Annotated in this window: 20 protein-coding genes and 1 rRNA gene; 7 read left to right on the top strand and 14 right to left on the bottom strand. The window is 72.8% G+C overall.

Annotation, left to right across the window (positions count from 1 at the left end; all coding sequences use genetic code 11):
- Together ACWDAK_RS00005 and ACWDAK_RS00010 are read right to left on the bottom strand one after the other, a co-directional pair.
- Positions 1–427 (bottom strand): 16S ribosomal RNA (locus ACWDAK_RS00005); the annotation flags it as partial.
- A gap of 592 nt (positions 428–1,019) precedes the next feature.
- Positions 1,020–2,024, bottom strand: a complete 1,005-nt coding sequence (locus tag ACWDAK_RS00010) for a stage II sporulation protein M (RefSeq protein ID WP_427392870.1) — start codon at positions 2,022–2,024, stop codon at positions 1,020–1,022.
- 331 nt (positions 2,025–2,355) lie between these two features.
- Here ACWDAK_RS00010 and ACWDAK_RS00015 point away from each other — a divergent pair, with 331 nt between their 5' ends.
- Positions 2,356–3,309 carry an RDD family protein gene (locus ACWDAK_RS00015; RefSeq protein WP_427392869.1) on the top strand — a complete coding sequence of 318 codons (954 nt, stop codon included), beginning with the start codon at positions 2,356–2,358 and terminating at the stop codon, positions 3,307–3,309.
- 45 nt (positions 3,310–3,354) lie between these two features.
- On the opposite strand, the gene ACWDAK_RS00020 is transcribed toward ACWDAK_RS00015, so the two are convergent.
- The 7 genes from ACWDAK_RS00020 to ACWDAK_RS00050 all read right to left on the bottom strand — a co-directional run bounded on the left by ACWDAK_RS00020 (position 3,355) and on the right by ACWDAK_RS00050 (position 10,448).
- Positions 3,355–3,993 carry a hypothetical protein gene (locus ACWDAK_RS00020; protein ID WP_427392868.1) on the bottom strand — a complete coding sequence of 213 codons (639 nt, stop codon included), beginning with the start codon at positions 3,991–3,993 and terminating at the stop codon, positions 3,355–3,357.
- Positions 3,994–4,089: 96 nt separating this feature from the next.
- A complete protein-coding gene (gene ahcY, locus ACWDAK_RS00025; RefSeq protein WP_344638002.1) occupies positions 4,090–5,538 on the bottom strand; it encodes an adenosylhomocysteinase in 1,449 nt (482 codons plus the stop codon).
- 258 nt (positions 5,539–5,796) lie between these two features.
- On the bottom strand, positions 5,797–6,780 hold the full coding sequence (locus ACWDAK_RS00030; protein ID WP_344638003.1) for a cation diffusion facilitator family transporter: 984 nt from the start codon (positions 6,778–6,780) through the stop codon (positions 5,797–5,799).
- Between the two features lie 102 nt (positions 6,781–6,882).
- Positions 6,883–8,103 (bottom strand): SIS domain-containing protein, encoded by a 1,221-nt coding sequence (locus ACWDAK_RS00035; protein WP_344638004.1) that lies wholly within the window; start codon positions 8,101–8,103, stop codon positions 6,883–6,885.
- Between the two features lie 90 nt (positions 8,104–8,193).
- Positions 8,194–8,376, bottom strand: a complete 183-nt coding sequence (locus ACWDAK_RS00040) for a Trm112 family protein (RefSeq protein WP_427392867.1) — start codon at positions 8,374–8,376, stop codon at positions 8,194–8,196.
- A 118-nt stretch (positions 8,377–8,494) separates the two neighbouring features.
- Positions 8,495–9,880: a phosphomannomutase/phosphoglucomutase gene (locus ACWDAK_RS00045; protein WP_344638006.1), complete on the bottom strand. Its 1,386-nt coding sequence runs from the start codon at positions 9,878–9,880 to the stop codon at positions 8,495–8,497.
- Positions 9,881–9,980: 100 nt separating this feature from the next.
- Positions 9,981–10,448 (bottom strand): DUF3499 domain-containing protein, encoded by a 468-nt coding sequence (locus tag ACWDAK_RS00050; RefSeq protein ID WP_427392866.1) that lies wholly within the window; start codon positions 10,446–10,448, stop codon positions 9,981–9,983.
- Between the two features lie 145 nt (positions 10,449–10,593).
- Here ACWDAK_RS00050 and ACWDAK_RS00055 point away from each other — a divergent pair, with 145 nt between their 5' ends.
- A complete protein-coding gene (locus tag ACWDAK_RS00055) occupies positions 10,594–10,941 on the top strand; it encodes a metallopeptidase family protein (protein WP_425557699.1) in 348 nt (115 codons plus the stop codon).
- 47 nt (positions 10,942–10,988) lie between these two features.
- Here ACWDAK_RS00055 and ACWDAK_RS00060 read toward each other — a convergent pair whose 3' ends face one another.
- From ACWDAK_RS00060 to ACWDAK_RS00070, 3 genes are all read right to left on the bottom strand, one after another.
- The gene (locus ACWDAK_RS00060) at positions 10,989–12,701 is read right to left on the bottom strand and encodes a DUF5719 family protein (RefSeq protein ID WP_344638009.1); all 1,713 of its coding nucleotides are present in this window, start codon (positions 12,699–12,701) and stop codon (positions 10,989–10,991) included.
- Positions 12,702–12,710: 9 nt separating this feature from the next.
- Positions 12,711–16,559, bottom strand: a complete 3,849-nt coding sequence (locus ACWDAK_RS00065) for a glycosyltransferase (protein WP_425557710.1) — start codon at positions 16,557–16,559, stop codon at positions 12,711–12,713.
- Between the two features lie 336 nt (positions 16,560–16,895).
- Positions 16,896–17,168 carry a WhiB family transcriptional regulator gene (locus ACWDAK_RS00070; RefSeq protein ID WP_280696109.1) on the bottom strand — a complete coding sequence of 91 codons (273 nt, stop codon included), beginning with the start codon at positions 17,166–17,168 and terminating at the stop codon, positions 16,896–16,898.
- Positions 17,169–17,849: 681 nt separating this feature from the next.
- Between ACWDAK_RS00070 and ACWDAK_RS00075 the strand changes: the two genes are divergently transcribed.
- The 3 genes from ACWDAK_RS00075 to ACWDAK_RS00085 all read left to right on the top strand — a co-directional run bounded on the left by ACWDAK_RS00075 (position 17,850) and on the right by ACWDAK_RS00085 (position 20,869).
- Positions 17,850–18,482 carry a cysteine dioxygenase gene (locus tag ACWDAK_RS00075; protein ID WP_344638011.1) on the top strand — a complete coding sequence of 211 codons (633 nt, stop codon included), beginning with the start codon at positions 17,850–17,852 and terminating at the stop codon, positions 18,480–18,482.
- A 108-nt stretch (positions 18,483–18,590) separates the two neighbouring features.
- A complete protein-coding gene (gene cofD, locus ACWDAK_RS00080) occupies positions 18,591–19,583 on the top strand; it encodes a 2-phospho-L-lactate transferase (protein ID WP_344638012.1) in 993 nt (330 codons plus the stop codon).
- A complete protein-coding gene (locus ACWDAK_RS00085; protein ID WP_344638013.1) occupies positions 19,580–20,869 on the top strand; it encodes a coenzyme F420-0:L-glutamate ligase in 1,290 nt (429 codons plus the stop codon). Before cofD ends, ACWDAK_RS00085 begins: the two co-directional genes overlap by 4 nt.
- Before the next feature lie 32 nt (positions 20,870–20,901).
- Here the strand turns inward: ACWDAK_RS00085 and ACWDAK_RS00090 are convergent, their stop codons facing one another.
- Both ACWDAK_RS00090 and ACWDAK_RS00095 read right to left on the bottom strand, forming a co-directional pair.
- Positions 20,902–21,810, bottom strand: coding sequence for a DNA-3-methyladenine glycosylase family protein (locus ACWDAK_RS00090; RefSeq protein WP_427392865.1), 909 nt, complete (start codon positions 21,808–21,810; stop codon positions 20,902–20,904).
- A gap of 98 nt (positions 21,811–21,908) precedes the next feature.
- Complete coding sequence (locus tag ACWDAK_RS00095; RefSeq protein ID WP_344638015.1) at positions 21,909–23,078, bottom strand: peptidoglycan recognition protein family protein; 1,170 nt, start codon at positions 23,076–23,078, stop codon at positions 21,909–21,911.
- A gap of 102 nt (positions 23,079–23,180) precedes the next feature.
- Here ACWDAK_RS00095 and ACWDAK_RS00100 point away from each other — a divergent pair, with 102 nt between their 5' ends.
- Positions 23,181–23,972, top strand: coding sequence for a TIGR03089 family protein (locus tag ACWDAK_RS00100; protein WP_427392864.1), 792 nt, complete (start codon positions 23,181–23,183; stop codon positions 23,970–23,972).
- A 37-nt stretch (positions 23,973–24,009) separates the two neighbouring features.
- Positions 24,010–25,449: an LCP family protein gene (locus ACWDAK_RS00105; protein WP_427392863.1), complete on the top strand. Its 1,440-nt coding sequence runs from the start codon at positions 24,010–24,012 to the stop codon at positions 25,447–25,449.
- The last annotated feature ends 76 nt before the right edge of the window (positions 25,450–25,525 follow it).

The following is a 25,525-nucleotide window of genomic DNA, read 5'->3' on the forward strand; positions in this document are numbered from 1 at the left end:
AGGTTTACAACCCGAAGGCCGTCATCCCTCACGCGGCGTCGCTGCATCAGGCTTTCGCCCATTGTGCAATATTCCCCACTGCTGCCTCCCGTAGGAGTCTGGGCCGTGTCTCAGTCCCAGTGTGGCCGGTCGCCCTCTCAGGCCGGCTACCCGTCGTCGCCTTGGTAGGCCATTACCCCACCAACAAGCTGATAGGCCGCGGGATCATCCTGCACCGCCGGAGCTTTCCACCAACCCCCATGCAGAGGAAGGTCATATCCGGTATTAGACCTCGTTTCCAAGGCTTGTCCCAGAGTGCAGGGCAGATTTCCCACGTGTTACTCACCCGTTCGCCACTGATCCACCCCGAAGGGCTTCACCGTTCGACTTGCATGTGTTAAGCACGCCGCCAGCGTTCGTCCTGAGCCAGGATCAAACTCTCCGTGAATGATTACTCGGCCATGCTTAATTAAAAGCGGCCGGTTCACACTCGCGTTGAGCGGCACGGCAACCACCGGAATAAGGCGGCCCCGCGCACTGCGTCCTCGCTGTGTATTTCAAAAGGAATCTCCAACCACGAACCACAAGGATCCGAGGCCGGGGATGTCAACATATCTGGCGTTGACTTTTGGCACGCTGTTGAGTTCTCAAGGAACGGACGCTTCCTTCGGACCGCCTTCCAGCGGACCCTCCGGGCGCTTCGTTCTTTCGTGTTTCCAGTTTATCAGATGTTTTCCGCTCCGTTTACCGGAGTTTCGCTTCTCTGAATTCCCACTGGGGGGAGTTCCTTTGACTTCGCAGTGAAGCCTATCAAAAGCTTCGGACTGCTCAGTCTCGAGTGTTTTCGCCTGGCCGGGCACTCCGTACGTGGACGGTGCACTGCCTCGACTTGGCTGTGTCGTAGACACTAGCGCTTGAGACTCGTCTTGTCCAGCCCGTGTCTCAACCGTTCAAACCTACTAGCCCGTCAACACCACGTCAATGGCTTGCCGGGGTGATCATGAGACTACCAGGTCAGAGGGGTGACCGGCACATCGCGCTCAGGCGGCCACCGGGTGAAGGTCCGCCCGGTCCGCCTCCTCGACGTCGCCGAGCTCGCCGCGGACCGCGCCGCGCTTGCCCAGGACGAGCGCGTAGATCAGGAATAGCACCTCGGCCAGTACCCCGATGCCGATCCGGGCCCAGGTCGGCAGGCCGGACGGCGTGACGAAGGCTTCCAGGATGCCGCTGGTGAACAACACCGCCGCCAGGCCGAGGGCCATGCCGACGGTGGCACGGCCCTCTTCGGCGAGAGCGGTGGACCTGGGACGGGTACCGGGGTCGATCACGGTCCAGCCGAGGCGCATGCCCATTCCGGCCGCGATGAAGACGGCGGTCAGTTCGAGCAGGCCGTGCGGGAGCAGCAGGCCGAGGAAGAAGTCGAGCCGGCCGGCGGAGGCCATCAGTCCGAGGGCCACGCCGAGGTTGAGGACGTTCTGGAAGAGCACCCACAGCACGGGGATGCCCAGGACGACTCCGAACACCAGGCAGGTGGCGGCGATCCACGCGTTGTTGGTCCACACCTGCAGGGCGAACGAGCTGGCGGGGCGGTCGGAGTAGTAGGTCTCGTACTGGCCACCGGGCCTGGTCATGTCGTGGATCTGCTCGGGGGCGGCGAGACTGTCCCGGACCTCCGGGTGGGCGGCGATCCACCAGCCGATGAGGGCTGAGGCCAGCAGGGAGATCACTGCGATCGGGAGCCACCAGCGGCGTGACCGGTAGAGGGCAGCCGGGAAGCTCACGGCGAAGTAGCGGCTGGCGTCCCGCCAGGACGAGTACCGGCTGCCGGTCACCGCGTTGCGGCCCCGGGCGACCAAGGTGGTGAGCCGGCCCTCCAGGGTCGGGTCGGGTGCGGCGGCCTGAACCTGGGCGAGGTGGCTGGTGGCCCGCTGGTAGAGGATGACGAGTTCGTCGGCCTCCTCGCCGCTGAGTCTGCGCTGCTTGCTGAGGACCTCGAGACGGTGCCACTCCGCCTGGTGGGAAGCGACGAAGACGTCCAGGTCCATGCGGCTCACTCCGGGGCAGAGGCGGTGTCGGGAAACAGCGGGCGGCGGGAGACAGCGGGACGGGCGCGTGCCCGCCGGGGCCGGGCCCTGTCCGGCTTAGCTTGCCAGAGGGCGTACGCCCGTACGTATCGGATACCGGCCGGGTACGGGTCCGGTCTACCGGGGCGCAGCGGGTCACCGTATGTTTGCCGCTGGAGATCGCGGGGGCACCGGACGGCGGGGTGCGCGCGGTGTACGGGTACCCGGCGCTCGGGTGCCCGGTGCGCGGGGCACCCGGAGGTACCCGCGGGCCGGAGCGGGTAGGCGTCGAGGAAGAAACGGGCGGGGTGTAGTGAGCAACCTTGTGACGGGCGAGGCGGTCGTCCTCGGGCTGCGGGCGGCGAAGCTGCCGAGCCGGGCGCTGGCGATCGCGCTGGATCTGCTCGTGGAGGTGGTCGCGCTCGTCGTCGCCGTGATCGCGGTGGCCGCCCTGACGCCTGATCTCGACGTGGCGGCGGGGGCCGCGATCTCGCTCGGGTTGACGGTGTTCTTCCTGGTCGGGCTACCCGTCCTGGTCGAGACGCTGTCGCGCGGGCGGTCGCTGGGCAAGCTCGTCATGGGTCTTCGGGTGGTGCGCAGCGACGGGGGGCCGGTGCGGTTCCGGCACTCGCTGGTGCGCGGGCTGGTGGGGTTCGCCGAGATCGTGATCTTCACCGGTGTCCCGGCGGTGATCACCTCGCTCGTCGACTCCCAGGGCCGGCGGCTCGGCGACATCTTCTCGGGCAGCCTGGTGGTCCGCGAGCGGGTTCCCGGCGCGGGCCGGGGGCGCGGGATGCTGCCCGCGCTGCCGCCGGAGCTGATGCAATCGCTGGGTGGCGAGCTCGTCGCGCTGGACCTCTCGGCGGTGCCGGACGCGCTGTGGCTGGCCATCCGGCAGTACCTCGCACGGCTGGGCGAACTCGATCCTGCGGTGGCACTGGGCATGGCCCAGCGGCTGGCCGGGGACCTGGTCTCCTACACCGGGCACCCGGCGCCGTCCGGGGTTCACCCGGCGGGGTACCTGGGGGCTGTACTGACGGAGCGGCAGCGGCGCGAGTGGGCCCGGGTGACCGGCGCGTACGGGGCAGGCGCACCGCCGCAGGCGCCGTACCAGGCCCCGCAGCCGCCGGCCCAGCCGGAGTTCGCGCAGCCCGCCGGGCCCGTACAACCGCAGCAGGCCCCGCGGCCCGCGGCGCCCGAGCCCGCCCGGCCACCGCAGCAGTCCCAGCCCCCGCACTCGGCCGGCGGCTTCGCACCACCCTCCTGAGCGGGCTGCCTTCCCGAGTGGGGAGCCCGGCTCGGGCCGGACGGCTCAGCTCGAGTAGCCGGCGGCGGGCCAGGGGTTCGGCGGGGACTCCAGTTCCTCCAGCTCGATGCCGGCCGCCGAGAGCACCACGTCCCCGGCGAGGTGCACGATCTGCTGTTCGCCGGTCTCCAGGTCGGCGACCTGGTACTGCTCCACCTGCAGTGGCCCGCTGTCGGTCGGGTGGGTCTCGACGGACTCCAACAGCCAGCCCTGGTCCAGGGTGCGCGGGGCGAGCACGGGTTCGGTGAAGGCCACCAGCCGTACCCGCGCGCTCGCGCCCGGGTCGAGTCGGAGCAGCCGGGCCGTGGCGACCAGGAACGCCGGGGAGCTGCCGGTGAAGGCGTGCGCCCGGTCGTGGCCCTCCACCGCCTGCTCGCCCGCGGGGTCGGCGGCGTCCGCCCTCACCCAGGTGACGCCGTTCACCGCTCCCCCGCGCACCTGCCAGCCGCCGGCCCTCAGTTCGAGGCGGAGCGGACGGCTGCGGGAGTCCAGGGTGAGGTCGGTGGTGCCGATGACCGCCCCGTCGGGGCCGTACGTCTTGGACACGTAGCGCCATCCGGCCGGGCCGGGGGCGCAGCTGAAGCGCTCCTCGCCCAGCAGGAGGTGGTCGTGTGTGTCGTGCAGCGAGTACCGGCCGTTGGGCATGGTCCGAAGCCTACGTCGGCGGGGCGCCGCTCCGGCAAGCGGTACGGCCGGTGCACCACGAGGGTGCACCGGCCGTACGGTCGGGATCGGGTCGGCTCAGTAGCGGTACTGCTCGGCCTTGTACGGGCCCTCGACCGCGACGCCGATGTAGTCGGCCTGCTCCTGGGTCAGCATGGTGAGCTTGACCCCCAGCGCGTCCAGGTGCAGCCGGGCGACCTTCTCGTCCAGGTGCTTGGGCAGCACGTACACGCCGATCGGGTACTGCGAGGTCTTGGTGAACAGCTCGATCTGCGCGATGGTCTGGTTCGCGAACGAGTTGGACATCACGAACGACGGGTGGCCGGTCGCGTTGCCCAGGTTCAGCAGGCGGCCCTCGGAGAGCACGATGATCGTCTTGCCGTCGGCCTTGCGCCACTCGTGGACCTGCGGCTTGACCTCGGTCTTCACCACACCCGGCAGCTTCGCCAGCCCGGCCATGTCGATCTCGTTGTCGAAGTGGCCGATGTTGCCGACGATGGCCTGGTGCTTCATCCGCTCCATGTGGGAGGCCAGGATGATGTCCTTGTTGCCGGTGGTGGTGATGAAGATGTCGGCGGTCTCGACCACCTCGTCCAGGGTGGTGACCTGGTAACCGTCCATCGCCGCCTGCAGCGCGCAGATCGGGTCGATCTCGGTGACGATGACGCGGGCGCCCTGGCCGCGCAGCGACTCCGCGCAGCCCTTGCCCACGTCGCCGTAGCCGCAGACGACCGCGACCTTGCCGCCGATCAGCACGTCGGTGGCCCGGTTGATGCCGTCGATCAGCGAGTGGCGGCAGCCGTACTTGTTGTCGAACTTCGACTTGGTGACCGAGTCGTTGACGTTGATCGCCGGGAACAGCAGCTTGCCGTCCCGGTGCATCTCGTACAGGCGGTGGACACCGGTGGTGGTCTCCTCGGTCACACCCTTGATCGTCGCGGCGATCTCGGTCCACTTGGACGGCGAGTCGGCCAGGGTGCGGTTCAGCAGCTCCAGGATGATCCGGAACTCGTCGTTGTCGGCGGTGGACGGGTCCGGAGCCTCGCCCGCCTTCTCGAACTCGACGCCCTTGTGGATCAGCAGGGTGGCGTCACCGCCGTCGTCCAGGATCATGTTCGGGGTCTGGCCGTCCGGCCAGGTCAGCGCCTGCTCAGTGCACCACCAGTACTCCTCCAGCGTCTCGCCCTTCCAGGCGAAGACCGGCACACCCTGCGGGTTCTCGGGGGTGCCCTCCGGGCCCACCGCGACGGCGGCGGCCGCGTGGTCCTGGGTGGAGAAGATGTTGCAGGAGCACCAGCGGACCTCGGCACCCAGCGCCGTCAGGGTCTCGATCAGCACCGCCGTCTGCACCGTCATGTGCAGCGAACCGGTGATCCGCGCGCCGGCCAGCGGCTGCGAGGCGGCGTACTCCTCGCGGATGGCCATCAGACCGGGCATCTCGTGCTCGGCCAGCTGGATCTCCTTGCGGCCGAACGGCGCCAGGGAGAGGTCGGCGACCTTGAAGTCACCGGTGATGTTCGACGACATGCGTCAGCTCCTCGCTGCGTGGGATTGCGCGTGGTCTGGTTTCGGGTGTGCTCGGCTGCAGAGTGCCCGACGGCTCGGCGCTCTGCTGCGGCACAATCCGTCGGAGGACCTCTCTCCCTCGACCGGTACGCACGGTACGACGACCGCGCCACCGAATCGACCGCCATCAGCAGCGACGTTTGGCTCTGGTGACGAATCTACACCGAGGGGCAGCGCGCACGGCCCGGTACGGCCGGTTTCGGCCGGTGGGCGCCCGGCTCACTCCTCGGGCCGGTGCTGCGGGCCCGGGCCACCGGGAGTGGCCTCCGGATCGGGGCCGGCCGCGGCCTTCTCGGCGCTGAAGACGTCCGGTTCCAGGTAGATCGCACGGGCGATCGGCACGGCCCGGCGGACCCTGGCCTCGGCGGCGTCGATGGCCTCGGCGACGCGGGCGGCGCTGTCCCCGGCGTTGACCCCGATCTTCGCGGCGACCAGCAGTTCCTCCGGCCCCAGGTGCAGGGTGCGCATGTGGATCACGCTGGTCACCGAGTCGTGGTCGACCAGTGCGTCGCGGATCCGCCCGACCACCGCGCTGTCGGCGGACTCGCCGATCAGCAGCGACTTGGTCTCCAGTGCCAGCACCGCGGCGATCCCCACCAGCAGCACACCGATGGCCAGGGTGCCGACGCCGTCCCAGATCCCGTTCCCGGTGAGGACGGTGAGGCCGACGCCGAACAGGGCGAGCACCAGGCCGACCAGCGCGCCGGTGTCCTCCAGCAGCACGACGGGCAGCTCGGGGGCCTTGGCCCGGCGGATGTACTCGGGCCAGCTCTGCGCCCCCTTGGCCGTGCCGGCCTCCCGGTAGGCGGTGCGGAAGGACCAGCCCTCCATCAGAATGGCGAACACCAGTACCCCGACGGCCCAGGGCCAGCTCTCCAGCTCGTGCGGCTCCCTGATCTTCCGGTAGCCCTCGTAGCAGGCGAACAGACCGCCGGCGCTGAACAGCACGATCGCGACCAGGAAGCCGTAGACGTACCGCTCGCGCCCGTAGCCGAAGGGGTGCTCCTGGTCCGCCGCCCGGGCAGCCCGTCTGCCGCCGACCAGCAGCAGTACCTGGTTGCCCGAGTCGGCCACCGAGTGGACGCCCTCGGCGAGCATGGACGAGGACCCGGTGAAGGCGAAGGCGGTGAACTTGCCCGCCGCGATCGCCAGGTTGGCGGACAGCGCCGCGACCAGTGCCTTGGTACCGCCTTCGGTGCTCATGCCCGGTTCCGGTCTCCCCACGGCCGGGCGTCCCGGCCCTCGCTCGGTCTGGTGAGCGCACACAGTATCCCGAAGCCCGTCAGGAACCGGCCGGAAAACGCCTCAGCCCGAGGTGGCCAGTCCCAGGTAGACGGCGGCGAAGTCGGTCAGCGCGACCAGCTCGGCCAGTGCCTGCAGCGGATCGGGGCGGTCGCTGGTGTACTCGGTGAGCCGCACCTCGTGCGCCTCGGCGAGCCGGTGCGCACGCTGCACGCTGTGCACGGCCGGCCGTGCCTCCTCGGCCCGCTCGCCGTTCTCCTCCGGGGTCCGGCGCAGCAGCAGCACCTGGAGTTGGAGCGGGTCGGGTTCCTCCACCCGGTCGCGGAAGAAGTCGTCCGGGTCGGCGGAGGCGGAGGCCAACTGGCCGACGAACATGCCCCGGTGGGCCGTGATCGCCCCGGGCAGCAGTCCGGTGAGCGCCGGCCGGCCGGCCCGTTCGGCCAGCATCGCGGCGAAGCGCTCGGCGACCGCGCCGGCCACCGGGCCCTCGGCCCAGACCAGCGGGACGGTGTCACTGAGCTGGGCGGCCAGCTCCTTGGCCGGGTTGAGGTAGAGGGCGGCGTCCGGGCGGCAGCGCACCGCGGTCTCGTCCAGCCGGTCGGCCGTGGCCTCCAGCGAACCGGGGGGCAGCTGGGTGACCCCGATCTTCTCGGTCAGGGCGAGCAGCGGCGCGAGCAGTGCCCAGAGCGCGCCCGGCTCCTCGGCGGGGAGGTCCGGCTCGTTCCCGCCCGGGCGCACCTCGTCCTGCGCCACCCCGATCAGGTTGAGCGGGACGTAGGGCAGCGGCAGGCCGCGCACCTGGAGGGCGGCCCCGGCCAGCGGGCTGCCCTCGGGGGCGATCACCACGATGGCGCAGCCGCGCGCGTACGCCTGCTCGGCGAGGCCGATCAGGCCCTGCTCGTTCCCCTGCGCGGAGGCCAGCACCACCAGGTCGAAGTGGCCCGTCCAGCCCGGCAGTTGCCAGACCAGGCCGGCGGTGAAGGCGGCGGGGCCGAACTCGCCGCGCTCGGCCGGCGCGGCGTCCGAGGGGGCCAGCGGGAGGATCTGGCAGCCGGTGACGGCCAGCGCGTCCAGTGCTCTGCCCGCCGCCAGGGCGCTGCCGTGGCCGGCCACCACGACGGTGCGCGGGCGGCCGTCCGGCCGCAAGCCGGTGAGACCGGCCGCGTCGGCCTGCCGCAGCGCGGTACGGACCCGAGCGCCGGCCTGGGCCAGAGCGAGGAGGGCGTGGTCGCGGTCGGCGCGCTGGAGGGCGGCCGGGTCGTCGAGCAGGCTGTCGTCGAACATGCGGCTGGCCTCCCAGTGGGCCTCAGGACCGGCCGGCAGTACGCGGCGCCGCGGACCCCGTCGCCGGTCGGTCGTGCATCGGACGGAGTGTCAGGAGGGGCGCCGGGCCTCGTCCACCAGCAGCACCGGGATGCCCTCGCGGACCGGGTAGACCAGACCGCAGGTCTCGCCGGTGCAGCGCAGCTCGTGCTCCTCGCCCTCGCCGGACTCGGTGAGCGCCGAGTGGCACTCGGGGCAGACCAGGATCTCCAGCAGGAAGGACGGCAGGCTCATGGGCGTTCGGCTCCTCGGGAAACTCGGTCGTGCGGGGGGCGGACGGCAGAGCGCCCCGGCCGGTAGCAACCCTACCGGCCGGGGCGCCCGCGGGGTCACAGCCCCGCTCGATCGGCTGTCAGCCGCGGACGACGGCGAGCACCGCGTCCCGGACCTCGGCCATCTTCGCCGGGTCCTTGGCCTCCACGTTGAGGCGCAGCAGCGGCTCGGTGTTGGACGGGCGGAGGTTGAACCACCAGTCGGCCCCGGCGACGGTCAGCCCGTCGAGCTCGTCCAGGGTGACGCCCTCCTGGTCCGCGTAGGCCGCCCGGACGGCCGCGGTCGCGGCGGCCTGGTCCTCGACGGTGGAGTTGATCTCGCCGGAGGCCGCGTACCGGTCGTACTCGGCGGTCAGCTCGGAGAGGGTGCCCGGCTGCCCGCCGAGGGCGGCCAGCACGTGCAGCGCGGCGAGCATGCCGGTGTCCGCCCGCCAGAAGTCGCGGAAGTAGTAATGCGCCGAGTGCTCACCGCCGAAGACCGCGTCGGTGGCCGCCATCTCCTGCTTGATGAAGGAGTGGCCGACCCGGGTGCGGACCGGCTCGGCGCCGAGCTCGCGGACCACCTCGGGCACGGTCCACGAGGTGATCAGGTTGTGGATGATCACCGGCTGCTGCTCGCCCGCCGCCCGGGCGCGGGCGATCTCGCGGGCGGCGACCAGCGCGGTGATCGCGGACGGGGAGACCGGCTCGCCACGCTCGTCGATCACGAAGCAGCGGTCGGCGTCGCCGTCGAAGGCCAGGCCCAGGTCGGCGCCGACCTCGACCACCTTGGCCTGCAGGTCGACCAGGTTCTTCGGGTCGAGCGGGTTGGCCTCGTGGTTGGGGAAGGTGCCGTCCAGCTCGAAGTAGAGCGGGACCAGGTCGAGCGGCAGCCCGTCGAACACGGTCGGCACGGTGTGTCCGCCCATGCCGTTGCCGGCGTCCACGACCACCTTGAGCGGCCGGATCCCGGCCAGGTCGACCAGCGACAGCAGGTGGTCGGCGTAGCCGCGCAGGGTGTCCCGGGTAGTCAGGGTGCCCTCGGCCGCCTCGGCCGGCGGGATCTCCACGGTGCCGTCGGCGGCGGTCCAGGACTCCACCAGCTCGCGGATCTCGGCCAGTCCGGTGTCCTGACCCACCGGGGCGGCACCCGCCCGGCACATCTTGATCCCGTTGTACTGGGCCGGGTTGTGCGAGGCCGTGAACATCGCGCCGGGCAGGTCCATCGCGCCGGACGCGTAGTACAGCTGGTCCGTCGAGCACAGGCCGATCTCGACCACGTCCGCCCCGTAGGAGGCCGCGCCCTCGGCGAAGGCCCGGGACAGCGCCGGCGAGGAGGGCCGCATGTCGTGGCCGACCACCACGGCCGAGGCGCCCGTCACCCGTACGAAGGCCGCGCCGAACGCGCGCGACAGCGACTCGTCCCACTGATCCGGCACCACACCCCGGACGTCGTACGCCTTCACCAACTGCGTCAGGTCACGCACAACCGCTCCACCAGAATGTCGGGGGTACTAGAACGTACCGCAGCGTACCGGGCCCAGATGGGGGCCAGGTGAACACGGCGGGGACTGGGGCTGGATCCCGTCAGTTGTCCGGGGAACGAAGCACCCTCAGGTGTCCGCGGCGGCCGACCTCGGTCGAGTCGGCCTCGGGGCCGCGGCCCTGCCGGGGGGTGCGCTCCTGCGGCCTGGCGGCCTCGCGGACGGCGTTGGCCAGCGCCTCCAGGTCGTCGCTGGTACGGCGCAGCCGCCCGGCGTCGGCGGCGAGGCGGACCACCTCCCAGCCGCGCGGGGCGGTGAGGCGCTCGGCGTGCTCGGCGCACAGGTCGTAGCAGTGCGGCTCGGCGTAGGTGGCGAGCGGGCCGAGGACGGCGGTGGAGTCCGCGTAGACGTACGTCAGCGTCGCGACGGCCGGTCGGCCGCACGCGGTCCGCGAACAACGACGTACAGAGCTCACGAGGGTGGACGGTACAGCACTCCCGACCGGGCCGCGAAGACCCTCCCCCTGCCGAGTCTCGTGTGTCGCCGACGCGAGCCTGCCGGTGTGGTCCATTTCCGGGCGTGAGAGGACTACGCTCGGTACTGATATGGACAGCTCCGCACCCCGTTCACCGGTAGAGCCGACCGGCCCGTCACGGCGCTCAGGGCACCGCGACCGGCACGGCCGTGGCCTGCGCGGGCCGCTGGCACCGCCTCAGGTGCCCATCTCGCTGACCCGATCCGAGCTGTTCGACGACTACGTGCGCGAGTCGGTGGAACGGCTGGAACGGCGCTGGCCGCAGCTGGTGGACGTGGAGTTCGCCGTCCAGGAGGTGCCGCTGCCCGAGCCGGGCGCACCGGAGCCGGACGGTGTGCCGCTCGGCCGGCTGATCCCGGCCAAGCAGGGGCGCAAGAGCCGGATCGTGGTGTACCGGCGGCCGGTGGAGATCCGGGCCAAGGGGCGGGACGAACGGGCGGCCCTGGTGCACGAGATCCTCATCGAGCAGGTCGCCGACCTGCTCGGGCTCTCCCCGGACGCCATCGACCCGCGCTACGACGAGGACTGAGCCCGAAAGGCCCTCCCGGGGTGGGGAGGGCCTTTCGGTGGAGCCGCTCAGGGGCGGTTGAGGACTCCCGGGTCCTGGGCCGCGTGCGGGACCTGGACGATGCTGTGGTCGTCGGTGAGCGACTGGACGGTGAACATCGGGACGTCCTTGGTGTTCACCGCGAGCATGCGGGCGGCCACCACCGGGCCTCCGGAGACGGTCTCCACGGTGAGGCCGAAGACGCCGTTCAGGCCACCGGGCTCGGGCGCCGGCAGGGAGACCGTCGCGCCGGCCGCGATCTGGACCTCCTTGCTCGCCGGGGTGCCCCCGCCGCTGCCCGCCGAGGCGGTCACCCGCACGGTGGCCGCGTCACCGGTCGAGGTGAGGTAGAGCGTGGACGCACCGGCCCGGTTGTCCGCGATGCTCGCCCGCTTGCCGACCGGGGCGCTGTTGGCGATCCAGGCGGCGTCGGACTTGCCGTTCTGGGTGCGGTCGATCCGCAGTCCGGCCACCACCGGCGTCGGGTGGGCGGGGTCGCTCGGGCTCAGCCGCAGTGCCCCGACCTCGTTCCGGGTGACGTTGCCCAGGTCGACGGCGGCGATCATGCCCGCCTTGACGTGGATGGTCTCGTGCCCGGCCGGCGTGAACCAGCCGTTCTTGCCGGAGACCTGGATCTTCAGGTCGGCGTCGTCCGCCCCGGGCGCGGCGACCACCAGCCGGGTCGAGGCGGCGTCGGCGGGCAGGCCGGGCAGCACCTGGGTGGGCGCGGGAGCGCCGGCCGTGGGTACGTAGTCGGCGCCCTTGCCCTCGTCGATGGCGTGCAGCGCGGCGCCCACCCGGCCGCTGCGGGCGACCACCTCGACCGCGAGATCGGTCACCTGGTCCTTGACCAGCGAGGAGAGCCGCAGCGACTGGGTGCTGCCGGGGGCGACGGTGAGCCCGGTCGCGGCGTCCACGTCGATCTGGCCCTTGTCGCCGAAGAACTTGACGTCCACCACGGCGGGGGCGGTGTCGGCGTTGACCAGGTTGACGTAGTCGGTCCGGGAGCTCGCGGTGCTCGCACCGGCGAACCAGAAGTCGGTGCCCGACGGGCCGCAGCGCAGGCCGGAGAGGCCCGCCGTACGGGCGTCGGTGACAGTGGTGGTCTGGCTGACGGTGAAACCCGGTGCGTAGGCGCCGGTCGCCACGGCGGCGGTGCCGGGCGGGGTGTCCCCGGAGGCCGCGGCACCGGTCGCCGGGACACCCGCCTTGCTCAGCGAGAGCCGGGCCCCGCCGGGCGCGGCGGAGGCGGCGGAGGCGGCGGCAGCCGAGGAGGACGGGCTCGCCGAGGGGGAGCCGGACGGCGCGGCCGGGGCGGAGGCCGAGTCCGACGGCGCGCCGGACTGGCCGGCGACGTCGGTCAGCGTGGCGCTGCCACCGCTCGCCGCGGCGCCCGCCGGGGTGAACATGGTCAGATCGGTGTTGCCGGTGACGCCCTGGAGCGGGGCCGGGCAGACCACCGCGGTCCGCTCCACCTGCGCCGAGGTCGTGCGGCCGGCGTTCCCGAGGCTGCCCGGGGCGGCCGGCGAGCGCAGCTCGGCGATCCCGAACACCGCGGCGAGCACGGCGGCCGCCGCGAGCAGCGAGACGCCGGTGCGCGGGCCGCCGGCGGCGGACGGCCGGGGCCCGGCGGGCTTGGCCGCCACCGGCTCGGCAGCGTCCCCGAGGTCGTCGAAGGACTTGCCGCGCTTGTCGAAGGACGGCTTCTTCAGGCTGGGGGCCTTGAGGCTGGGCTTCTTCATGAGCTCGGGTCAGCTCCCCGTTCCGTTGTGGTGCGGGTGACCGCCGGTGCCGTAGGGGCTGTTGGGGTCGTAGTAGGTCTCGGCCTGCTGCTGCCCGGGCGCCCATGCCTGCTGCTGCGGCTCGGCCTCCGGGTAGCCCTGGTAGGGCTGCTCGTAGCCGTACTGGCCGCCGTACGGGTCCTGGTAGGGCTGTTGCCCGTACTGCGGCTGCGCGGCGGGCTGGTCGGGGTACGGCTGCCCGTACTGGGTGTCCGCCGGCTGGGCGTACTGGTCCCAGGGGTAGGGATCGGCCTGGCTGTACGGGTCGGCCTGCTGGTACTGGTCCTGGAACTGGTCCGGCTGGAACTGCTCCTGGGCGTACTGGTCCGGGTCGGCCAAGGCGGCGGGCGCCGGCTCGCCGGTCGGCTGGGCCGGAACGGCCGTGGTGTACACGCCCGCCTCCGGCTCCCCGCCCTCGCCCTCGCCGCGCTCGGCGAGGCGGCGGGCCCGGCGGCTGCCGGGGGCCGGGGGCGCCGCCTGCGCGGCGGCCAGCGCCTGGGCGGCGACCACCTCGTCGGGCAGGTCGTCGTCGTTGTGGTTGCGGCGGCCGGGCAGGGCCAGCACCAGGACGGTGACGCCGAGCAGCAGCTGAACGGCGATCCAGCCGCTGTGCATCGGGCTGCCGCCGCGGGTGACCTCCAGCCGGCCCCCGTTGGCGGGGAGCTGGAAGCCCTGGGCCCAGCCGTCCACGGTGACGCTCTTGAGCGCGGTGCCGTCGAGGGTGGCCTGCCAGTCGGGGTCGGCGTTCTCGGCGAGACGCAGCACCCGGCCGGCCGGGCCGGCCGGGATCGTGGTGGAGATGTCGTGCTCACCGGACGGGACGGAGACCGTCGCGCCCTTGGCGCTGGTGATGACCGCCCGGGTGGCCACCGCACCGCTGACCTGCCAAAGGGCGGTGCCGTTCTCCTCGCTGAGCTTGGTCAGGCCCGGGGTGGTGCCGAGGACGTCCCTGGCCTTGCCGGTCAGCGGGGCCTTGGTCTCGACGTACCCGATGCCGTACCCGGCCAGGGCCTTGGCCTGCTCGCCGCCGGAGCCCGCGAGCAGGCTGCCGACCAGCTTGGTCAGGCTGTCCTGCACGGCGTCGTCGCTGTTCACGGTGGACTCGACCTGGCCGAGGGTCAGCCCGGCGCCCCGGATCAGGTTGTAGCGGATGTCGGTGCCGTTCTGGTCGCCGTTCAGCAGCAGGGTGCGGGGGCGGTCGCTGGTGGCGGCCTCCTCCGCGACGAAGGCGGGGACCTGGGTGGCGTCGCCGCGACGCAGCGGCCAGTCGGCGCCGACCACGGTCCACCAGACGGCGGTGCCGAGCGGGGCGAGCGCGGCGGCGGCCAGCACCAGTGCGGCGACCGGCTGGCGCCAGCCGAAGGCGATGCCGGAGACGCGGGCGTTGGCACCGTCCGCGCCGATCGCGGCGGCGGCCAGCAGGGCGACGCCGGCGAGCAGGGTGGCCGGTCCGGCCCAGGCGGCGGTGGGGGCCCCGCCGGAGGCGGGGGTGACGGTGGTGCCGGCCACGACGACGGCGAACAACAGCCCGGCGGCGGCCGCGGCCCAGGCGGCGAGCACCGCGCGGCGCCGGTCGGCGCGCAGCAGGGCGGCCAGGGCGGCGAGCACGATACCGGCGGAGAGCCAGGCCGGCGGGACGCCGTTGCCGCCGGGGTTGACCATGATCAGCCCGAACGGAGTGGCGGCGTGCCCGCTGAAACCGGGCAGGCCGGCCTCCAGCAGCAGCCGGGAGGGGTGGCCGAGCACCTGGAGCGACCAGGGGGCGAGCACCAGGACGGGCACACCGAGGATCACCAGGACGCGCAGGCCGAGCAGCCGCAGCGCGGTGAGGCCGGAGCCGAAGGCGCCGCCGCGCACCACCGCGTACAGCAGCGCGGCGAGGCTCAGCGGCACCGCTATCGCCCAGATGAGCGGGACGAAGGCGGTGCCGATGGTGAGCATCAGCACGGTGGTCCAGGCGCTGCGCCAACCGGGGCGGCCGCCGCGCGCCGCAGTCTCGGCGCGGATGCCGAGCCCGGCGGTGACGGCGGCGGCGCGGGCGAGCGGCGGGAGCACCACGGCGAGGACGGCGGTGCCGATCCGGCCCTGGGCGAGCGCGCCGGTGGCGGCGGGCAGCAGCGCGTAGCTGGCGCTGGCCCAGGCGCGGACCAGCCTGGAGCCGATCAGCGGCCGGGAGACCAGGTAGGCGCTGACGGCGGCGAGCGGGACGGCGAGCACCACCAGCAGGGTGATCGCCAGGTTCGCGTGGTCGAACAGCAGCCAGGAGAGCACCGAGAGCACGGCCAGGTACGGCGGTGCGGTGGCGGTGGAGCCGGTCCCGATCGGGTGCCAGGAGTCGGCGTACATGTTCCACAGGCCCGAGGCGCCGTCGGCCACGGGCAGCAGGGCGCCGCCGAGCAGGCTGCCGCTGCCGAGCAGGGACCGGCAGGCGGTCAGGGAGAACACCAGCAGGGCGGTGAACAGCAGCGGCGCCGGACGCCGGGCCAGCTTCTTGAGCAGCGCGAACTGCTCGACCACCAGGTCGTCACTCTCGTCGTCGCCGGGCCCGGACTCGACCGAGCCGTGACGGCCCGCGCCGGCGCCGTCAGTGCTGCCGATGCCGAGCGAGCTGATGGCCTGTTCGACGGCGAGGCGGGCGGTGGCGCCGGGAGCCGGGAAGAGGCTGCGGTCGTCCAGGGCGTCGGCGCTCCTGGTCCGTTTGCGGCGCTTGCGGGCGACCATCACCCGGGGCAGCCGGACCAGTTCGTGGCCGAGGCCGGCGAGTTCGTCGAAGGCCTGACGCGGGTCCTTGCCGACCAGGTTGGCGAGCACCCGCAGCAGGGTGCCGATCACCAGCCGGAGCAGGACGTACGGCAGCAGCGCACCCTTGCAGTTGGCGAGCAGGGTGTAGATGGCGCCGGCCTTGTCGACCCGGTGCGGGTGGGCCGGTCCGCAGTCGATCGCGCGGCGCTCCCGGCTGGCCGCCTCGGCGTGCCGCAGCACCGCGTCGGGGGCGACGACCACCCGGTGCCCCGCGGCGTTGACCCGCCAGCAGAAGTCGGTGTCGTCACGCATCAGCGGCAGGGCCTTGTCGAAGCCGCCGAGCTCCTCGAAGACGTCCCGGCGCACCAGCATGCCCGCGGTGGAGACGGCGAGCACCGGGCGGACCTGGTCGTGCTGGCCCTGGTCCTGCTCACGGCGGTCCAGGCCGGTCCAGCGCCGCCCGGAGCGGGCGATCGAGACGCCGACCTCGAGCAGCTGCCTGCGGTCGTACCAGCTGCGCAGCTTGGGACCGACGACGCCGGCGCTGGGGGTGGCTTCGGCGACCTGGAGCAGCCGGCGCAGTGCGTCGGTCTCCGGTTCGCAGTCGTCGTGCAGCAGCCAGAGCCACTCGATCGGGCGGGTCTCCCGCGGACCGCCCCGGTCGAGGTCGTCCTGGTTGCCGAGCGGGTGGCCGAACTCGTCCCAGCCGCCGGTGACCGGGTCGTAGCCGGACGGGTCGAGGCTGTAGGACAGGTCCTCGGGGCGCAGCGGAGGGGCACTCGCCACCGCCTGGCCGACGGCCGTGCCGAAGCCGGCGCGGCGGCCGAGGATCAGCGGGCCGCCCGGCGGCAGCCAGTCACCGAGGGTGTCCTGGAGCAGCTGCGGCGAGGTGTCGGTCGAGCCGGTGTCGACGGCGAGGATGCGCTGCACCTGCCGGTCCTGGCCGAGCAGTCCCGCCATCGCCTGCGGGAGCCAGCGGGCTCCGTCGTGCGAGACGATCACGGCGGTGACCAGATGGCGCGGATACGCGGGCGGCCTGGCGGTGGAGAAGCCGCTCTGTTGGCTGTAGACGGTCATCGAGTGCGCGGGCCCCAAGTTCTCAGTGGACGCAGCCAGTGGACGCAGCCGGTGGACAGCGGACGGTGTGCGATGCCGTCCTGATGGGCCGTGGAGCACGGTCCTGGCGGCGGCGCGCGGCCCGGATGCGGGCATCCGGATGGCCCACCACACTAACGGCTCTCGATGGCGGAGTTGCCCCCGGAGTGGGTGGAGACGGTGGCCGGGGAATGCGAAAGCGCCCCACCGTCCGGGTGAGGCGCTGGCAGAGCTGCGGTGCGGACCCGGCCCGATGGGGCGGGTCGCCTGGTGGGGCCGCGGGTGTGACGGGCGGCCGGATTGCTTCGGTGGCTGCGGTCAGACCGCGCTCTTCTTCAGTCGACGGCGTTCGCGCTCGGAGAGTCCGCCCCAGATTCCAAAACGCTCGTCATTTGCGAGCGCGTATTCGAGGCATTCCGAACGAACTTCACAGGCAAGGCAGACCTTCTTCGCCTCGCGGGTGGAGCCGCCCTTCTCCGGAAAGAAGGATTCCGGATCGGTCTGGGCACACAACGCCCGCTCCTGCCAACCGAGTTCCTCTTCGTCCTCTTCGATACCCGCACCGATCAACAGCTCAAAGAGCTCGCTCATTTGGCGCGCCTCCTCTGCCCCTTTTGGCGTCCCCGTGGTGTTGCCGTTGCCTGGAGCGGCGGAACGACACGAGTGAAATTACATGTGCGTCACTCTGGCCCAGTCAAGCCGAGCTCTGGTATTGGGCCGAGGATTCACTCCCCGGAACCAAGGCACTACGACAAGTGTACATATCCGGACATTCGGGACTTGTGGCATCAATCGCCGTCAATCGCCCGGAATCACCCATCCGCTGACTTGCAGTCAACACGGCGCACCATGAACCTGACCACCCCCCGAACGGGGGGACGCCGGGGAGTAGTCGCCCGGTTGCCAGATCATCCGGCTGCCTTCCCAGCGATCTACGCATTGAAACCTAGAGGGTGATTTATCACTCCTTCCGGTGATTCATAGCGGATCTGTCCGATATGCCGGACGGCTCGGGTTGACACTGTCACCCCTCCTGCGGTGTCCTTGCACCTATGTCACAGTCCGCCACCCTCCGGAGCGCCCGCCGGGCACAGCTCCGCCGTGCCGCGGACTCGCTCTGTTGTCGCCTCTGTTCCTGCTGTATCTAGGCGCTCGCGTCCCACCGCGCGCCGCCCAGCAGAAGCATCGAGGCCGCCCGCGACGACAGTCCCCCTGCCCTCTCAGCGGATCCGGCTGATCCCCAGACCACGACCAGCCGCCCGAGGACTCCCCATGCGAATGCCGCGCATCCGCAAGCGCAACCGCGACCGCAGCAAGACCGCCCGCCGCCACGCCCTCACCATCGCCCCGCCGCGCCGCCCGGACACCGCGCACCGGGCCGTAGCCGGCTGGGCGGACGGCCTGAGCGACGTCTCCATCGCCGGCGACCCGCTCGCCTTCCCCCACCTCGCCCGCACCGACCTGCCCCGGCACCCCACCACCGTGGCCGGGTACGCGCAGCTCGTCCGCGAGATCGCCGCCGACCGGGACCGCTGGGCGCCACTGGTCCGGTACGACGCGCTCACCCGCTGGTACGCCCGACTGGAGACCGGGCCCGGGTACGAGGTCTGGCTGCTCAGCTGGCTGCCGGGCCAGGGCAGCGGCTTCCACGACCACGGCCGGTCCTCCGGTGTGATGGCGGTCGTCGAGGGCGAGCTGGTCGAGCGCTCGCTGACGCACGCGGGCGAGGGGGCGCGCGCCCTCCGCCCCGGCGGGCAGCGCGTCTTCTCCTCCGGCTACCTGCACGAGGTCGTCAACGCCTCGCTCGAACCGGCCGTCAGCATCCACCTCTACTCGCCCGGCCTGGTCGAGATGAACCGGTACGAGGACTCCCCCGCCGTGGAGAAGCAGCCCGAGTCCCGCTGACCCGCGGCCGGAACGCCATTCCCCGGGACCCGCGGCCCGGGGAACCGCGGCCCGGGGAACCGCGCGCGGAATGCGGTGGTGCGTCAGGGCGCCTGGCAGGATGAGTCCATGCGCATCGTGGCACTGGCAGGCGGGATCGGCGGGGCGCGCTTTCTGCGCGGGCTGAAGGCGGCCGTCGCCCCCGGGGACGAGATCACCGTCATCGGCAACACCGGCGACGACATCCACCTCTACGGTCTGAAGGTCTGCCCCGACCTCGACACCGTGATGTACACCCTCGGCGGTGGCATCCACGAGGAACAGGGGTGGGGCCGGGCCGATGAGACCTGGTCGATCAAGGCGGAGATGAAGGAGTACGGCATCGGGCCCGAGTGGTTCGGCCTCGGCGACCGGGACTTCGCGACCCACCTGGTGCGCAGTCAGATGCTCACCGCCGACTACTCCCTGAGCCAGGTCACCGAGGCGCTGTGCGTGCGCTGGAAGCCGGGCGTCCGGCTGCTGCCGATGAGCGACGACCGGGTCGAGACCCATGTGAAGATCACCGACGAGGCCGGCACCCGAGCGGTCCACTTCCAGGAGTACTGGGTCAAGCTGCACGCCGCCCTGGACGCCGAGGCGATCATCCCGGTCGGTGCCGACACCGCCAAGCCCGCCCCCGGGGTGCTGGACGCGATCGCCTCGGCGGACGTGATCCTCTTCCCGCCGTCCAACCCGGTGGTCAGCATCGGCACCATCCTGGCCGTCCCCGGTATCCGGGAGGCCGTCGCCGCGGCGGACGCACCCGTCATCGGCCTCTCCCCGATCATCGGCGGCGCGCCGGTGCGCGGGATGGCCGACAAGGTGCTGGCGGCCGTCGGCGTGGAGACCACGGCTGCGGCGGTGGCCCGCCACTACGGCAGGAAGGGCGCCCCGGGCGATGGCGGGCGAGGGGTGGGCCTGCTCGACGGGTGGCTGGTGGACACCGCCGACGCGGACGCGGTCGCGGACGTGGAGGCGGACGGGATCACCTGCCGGGCGATCCCGCTGCTGATGACCGACGTCGAGGCGACGGCCGCGATGGCCCGCGCCGCCCTGGAGCTGGCCGAGCAGGTGCGCCGGTGATCCGGCTGCTGCCCGTCACCGGTCTGCCCGAGATCGGACCCGGTTCCGATCTGGCCGAGCTGATCGCCAAGGCCGGCGAGTTCGAGGACGGCGACATCCTGGTGGTCACCTCCAAGGTGGTCAGCAAGGCCGAGGACCGGATCCTGCACGCCGCCGACCGGGAGGCGGCGATCGACGCCGAGACCGTCCGGGTGGTCGCCCGGCGCGGTCCGGTCCGGATCGTGGAGAACCGCAACGGCCTGGTGATGGCCGCCGCCGGGGTGGACGCCTCCAACACCGCGCCCGGCACCGTGCTGCTGCTGCCCGAGGACCCGGACGCCTCGGCCCGTCGGCTGCGCGCCGGGCTCCAGCGGCTGACCGGCCGCAAGCTCGCCGTGCTGATCACCGACACCTTCGGCCGCCCCTGGCGCAACGGGCTCACCGATGTCGCCATCGGAGCCGCCGGGCTGCCCGTCCTGGAGGACCACCGGGGCCGCACCGACAGCCACGGCAACGAGCTGGCGATGACGGTCGTCGCGACCGCCGACGAACTCGCCGCCGCCGCCGACCTGGTGAAGGGCAAGGCCACCGGCACCCCGGTGGCGGTCATCCGGGGCCTCGGCCACCTGGTCACCACCGAGGACGGCGACGGCACCCGGCCGCTGATCCGGTCGGCCGCCGACGACATGTTCCGGCTCGGCACCTCCGAGGCCGTCCGGGAGGCCGTGACGCTGCGCCGGACCATCCGCTCGTTCACCCCCGAACCGGTCGATCCGGGAGCCGTACGCCGCGCGGTGGCCGCCGCAGTCACGGCGCCCGCGCCGCACCACACCACGCCCTGGCGCTTCGTCCTGCTGGAGACGCCCGAGGCGCGGACCCGGTTGCTGGACGCCATGCTCGCCGCCTGGCGGCGCGACCTGCGCGAGCTCGACGGCTGGGACGAGGAGCGGATCGCCCGCCGCACCGCACGGGGCGACGTGCTGCGCGACGCGCCGTACCTGGTGGTGCCCTGCCTGGTGATGGACGGCTCGCACGCCTACCCGGACGAGCGCAGGTCCGCCGCCGAACGGGAGATGTTCACCGTCGCGGTCGGGGCCGCCGTGCAGAACCTGCTGGTCACCCTGGCCGGCGAGGGCTACGGCTCGGCCTGGGTCTCCTCCACCATGTTCTGCCGGGACACCGTCCGCACCGCCCTCGGCCTGCCCGGCGAGTGGGATCCGATGGGTGCCGTCGCGGTCGGCCGGCCCGCCCAGGCGCCCCGGCCCCGGCCAGCGCGCACGGCGGAGGCCTTCATCACCGTCCGCTGAGCGCCCGCCGCCGGGCGACCACCCGCGCGCGCTCAGCGGCGGCGGTGGTCGTTCGGGGCGAGGCGGGGGCCGTGGCGGGGAGCGTGCGGGCAGGTCAGGGCGATCAGGCGGCAGACGCGGTGGCGGTGGCCCGCGTAGGGGGCGAGCAGGTCGAGCATCTGCTCGTCGGTGCTGCGCGGCCGTCCCGCCAGCGCCCAGCCGACCAGGTTGGGGAGGTGGTAGTCGCCGACCGAGACCGCGTCGGGGTCGCCGTTGCTGCGCTGTAGGGTCTCCGCCGCCGTCCACAGGCCGATGCCGGGGACGGCGGTGAGCCGTGCCAGGGCGTCCGCATGGCCGAGGGCGGACGCCTCCTCCAGCCGGGGCGCCAGCCGCACCGCCCGCATGACGGTCGCCGAACGCTTGGGGTCCACCCCGGCCCGGTGCCACTCCCAGCCAGGGATCCGCGCCCACTCGCGGGCCGACGGCGCCACCCGCATGCCCTCGGCGGGCCCGGGCGCAGGCGTGCCGAAGTCACGCAGCAGCGTGCGCCAGGCCCGGTACGCCTCGTCGGTGGTGACTTTCTGCTCCAGGATCGCGGGCACCAGGGACTCCAGCACCAGACCGGTCCGCCCCAGCCGCACCCCGGCGTGGACGCGCTGCGCCTCGCGCAGCGGTCCCTGGGGCAGCACCAGCCCGGAGGGGTCGTCCTCGGCGCCGAGCAGGGCGGGCACCCGGTCGAGCAGCCAGTCGGCGCCCGGCCCCCAGGCCTTCGCCGCCACCTCGCCCGCGCGGGCCGTGAGGCGCAGGGTGCCGGGACCGTCGGGCGTACGGGAGGCCCGCCAGATCGAACCGTCGCCGCCGGTGCGGTACGCCGGATCGGCCGGGCCCCGGCGCAGCGGGATCAGGGTACGGGCCAGGTCGAGCGGGTAGCCGGGGCGCCAGTGCCGTTCCGTTCCCGGCATGCCCGCTCACCACCTCGTCTCGTCCCGGCCCCGGCGCACCGTCCGGGCACCCTGAACCATACGCTCGCGGCCGGGGAGGATTGACGGCTGCGGGCCGGTCACCTGCCCTGGAGGCGGGCGGCGGCGGACCGGATGTCGGGCAGGCGGGTGTAGAGCTCGTCGCCCGGGCAGTCGGTGACGAAGGCGTCGCGGTGGCCGGAGACGGTGTTGAAGCGGACGGTCCGGCCCTTGGGGTAGCGGCTGTTGTCGGAGGCGGAGACCAGGTTGGTGGTGCCCTGGGCGTCGACGCCGCTCAGGCCGAGCTTCCAGGCGGCGATCCTGGCGATGCCGTCCAGCTGCTCCTGCGGGACGGCATCGTCGTTGTACCTGCCGATCGCGGCGACCCCGGAGCTGTCCGAGTTGAAGCCGAGCGTGTGCGCGCCGAGGACCGGCCGGTCGACCCCGCCCGCGCGGCCCTCGTAGACGGTGCCGCACCTGTCGACCAGGAAGTTGTAGCCGATGTCGCGCCAACCGTTGGTCTTCACGTGGTACTGGTACATCGCCCGGATCAGCTTCGGCGAGTCCGCGCAGGTGTACTTGTTGGCGGTGTCGGTGTGGTGGACGAAGACCGCCCGGACGTTGCCCGTGTAGACGAAGCCTTCCTCGCGCAGCGACTCGTCCGCGCCCCAGCCGGCGCGGGTGACGATCCCGGGGCGGGGCGCCCCGTGGGCCTCCCGGTGGGCCCGGCCGGGCGGCAGGGCGGCCGGCGCGCCCACGGGGTCGGCTCCGGGGTCGACGAGCTCGACCCGCAGTCCGGCCGGCAGCGGGCCCGCAGCGGCGACGGCCCGGACTGCGATGCCGTCGCTGGCCCCGACCCAGAGCGGCGCGGTGGCACCCCGGCCGGAGCGCTCGTCGGGGTCGGGGCCGTCCTCGAACTCGGCGGTGAGCCGGTGCCAGTCGCTCCACCTACCGGTCTCCGTGCTCCGGCTGCGCACCTCGACGCTACCCGCAAGGGTGACCTTCGGGTCGTCCCAGCTGACGCCGACCAGAGCGAAGGAGCCGGTGGTGCGGTCCTGGATCTCGCGGATCTCGCCTGCTCCGGACGGGTGCACCGGCCGGGCTCCGCCTGCCGGCCCGCGCCGGAGCTCCGCCCCGGGCCCGGGCGGTACCAGTGGCAAGGTGGTGACGCTCCCCGGGCCCGGCCTGACCGCGACCGGGCCCGCGACGGCGTGCGGGGCGAACAGGGCGGCGGCGGTCGCACCGAGGGCAGCGAGCAGAGGAATACGCATAAAGGGGATATTGGGGGCAAATCACTTCTGCCGCCATGCCACCGGGCGAGCCGCAGCCTCCCTCCCGGAGGCTTCTCGGGAGGCCGTAGGCTGGGCGGCACCATGACTGCGCCTTTCGCTGCCGACGCCCGCACCCCCGCCGAGCTGCTGCACGCTTACCTGCGCGCGGGGGCCCCCGATGCGGATCCCTCCCGTCCCCTGGTCACCTTCTACGACGACGCCACCGGCGAGAGAGTCGAACTCTCCGCCAAGACCTTCGACAACTGGGTCGCCAAGACCGCCAACCTGCTCCAGGACGAACTCAACGCCCAGCCCGGCGACCGGGCCGCCCTGCTGCTGCCCGCGCACTGGCAGAGCGCCGTCTGGCTGCTGGCCTGCTGGTCGGTCGGCGTCACGGCGGTACCCGGCGGCGACCCGGCCACCGCCGACCTGGTCATCAGCGGTCCGGACGGCCTGGAGGCCGCCCAGACCTGCGAGGGCGAACGGGTCGCCCTCGCCCTGCGCCCGCTGGGCGGCCGCTTCCCTCAGCGCCCGGACGGTTTCCTCGACTACGCCGCCGAGGTGCCCGGCCAGGGCGACCGCTTCGCCCCGTACTCCCCCGTCGACCCGGAGAGCCCGGCGCTGGAGACCACCGTGGACGGACTACCGCTCAGGCTGACCGGCGAGCAGACCGTCCAGCTCGCCCGCGAGGGCGCGCTGCGGCTCGGCCTCGGCACCGGCAGTCGGGTACTCAGCACCCTCTCCTACCAGGACTGGGCCGGCCTGGAGGCCGGGCTGCTGGCTCCGCTGGCGGCCGGCGCCTCGGTGGTGCTCTGCCGCAACTCCGACGGTCTGACCGCCGAGCAGTGGGACAAGCGGATCGAATCCGAACGGGTGACTCTGCGACTGGGCTGACCCGGCCCGACCGACCTCGGGGGTAGGCATCCCCGACATGGCAGCGGATCACCCGGGGGACGACTCCGGCACGGACGACCCCGGCAAGCGCCCCCCGACCTCCGTAGGCGGGGGGCGCCGCCGATTTCTGCAGGTGCTGGCCGGTGCGCTGGCCCTTCTGCTGCTCGCCGCGGGCGCCCTGGCCTGGCTGGCCTACCGCAAGCTGGACGGGAACATCGGGACCGACGACGTCACCGGCCGGCGGCTGCGGAACGACGAACGCGACCGGCCCGACCGGGACGCCCGGGCCGGACAGGCCCTGAACATCCTGCTGATCGGAAGCGACTCCCGGAGCGGGGCCAACGCCGCGTACGGGTCCGACGGCACTCCGGGCTCGGACGGCGGGCAGCACTCGGACACCACGATCCTGCTGCACCTCTCGGGCGACCGGCGGCACGCCACGGCGGTGAGCATCCCGCGCGACCTGATGGTGATCGTGCCACCCTGCCAGCTGCCGGGCGGCACCCGCTCGACCAGCCGGCTCATGCAGTTCAACTGGGCCTTCGAGCTGGGCGGACCGGCTTGCACCATCCGGGCCGTGGAGAAGTTCAGCGGGATCCGGATCGACCACCACCTGATCCTGGACTTCACCGGCTTCAAGAAGATGGTGGACGCGGTGGACGGCGTGGACGTCTGCGTCTCGAAGCCCATCCACGACCGCGACGCCAAGCTGGACCTGCCCGCCGGGCGGCAGACCCTGAACGGCGAACAGGCGTTGGGCTACGTCCGGGTCCGGGAGAGCCTGGGCAACGGCAGCGACACCGAGCGGATGGGGCGTCAGCAGCAGTTCCTGGCCTCGCTGGCACGCAAGGTGCAGTCCCAGGGAGTGCTGCTCAACCCGGCCCGGCTCTGGCCGCTGCTGGACGCCGCGACCTCCGCGATCACCGCGGACGCCGGGCTGAGCAAGCTGAGCTCGCTCTACGACCTGGCGGAGGAGCTGCGCAGCACTCCGCCGGAGAACCTCGCGCTGCTGACCACCCCGCGCCGTCCGTACCCCGGGAACGCGGACCGGGACCAGCTCGTCCAGCCGCAGGCCGACCAGCTGTTCTCGGCGCTGCGGACGGACCGGCTGGTGACGGTCAGCCCGTACGCGCCCGCGCCCACGGCCGCACCGACCGCGCACGGTGGCTCTCCGGCCGGCGGCGGGAACGGTGGCGCGAGCCCGTCCACCGGCCTCGGTGCGGGCCCCGGGCTCGGTCCCGGTTCGAGTTCCGGGCCGAACCCCGACGGCCGGATGACCCCCGGCGCGAACCTCGTCACGGGCAGCGGCGACGGCTCGGACGCCCTCGCGAGTGCCAGCCCGACCGCGGGCAACTCGCTGTTCGCGCTTCCCGGTTCCTCCTCCGGTGCGCCGTCGGCCGCGGGCAGCGCCTCCCCCGGGACGGGTCCGACCTTGCAGGGCAACACCGCCGCGCTGGACCTGTGCAGCATGCACTGATGCCCCAGCAGGTTTCGTGGCTCCAGCCGGATCCGGCCGGAGGTGTGCGCCGAGTAACCGGTTGCCCTACCCAGCG

It is taken from the genome of Kitasatospora sp. NPDC001175 (genome assembly GCF_053598215.1).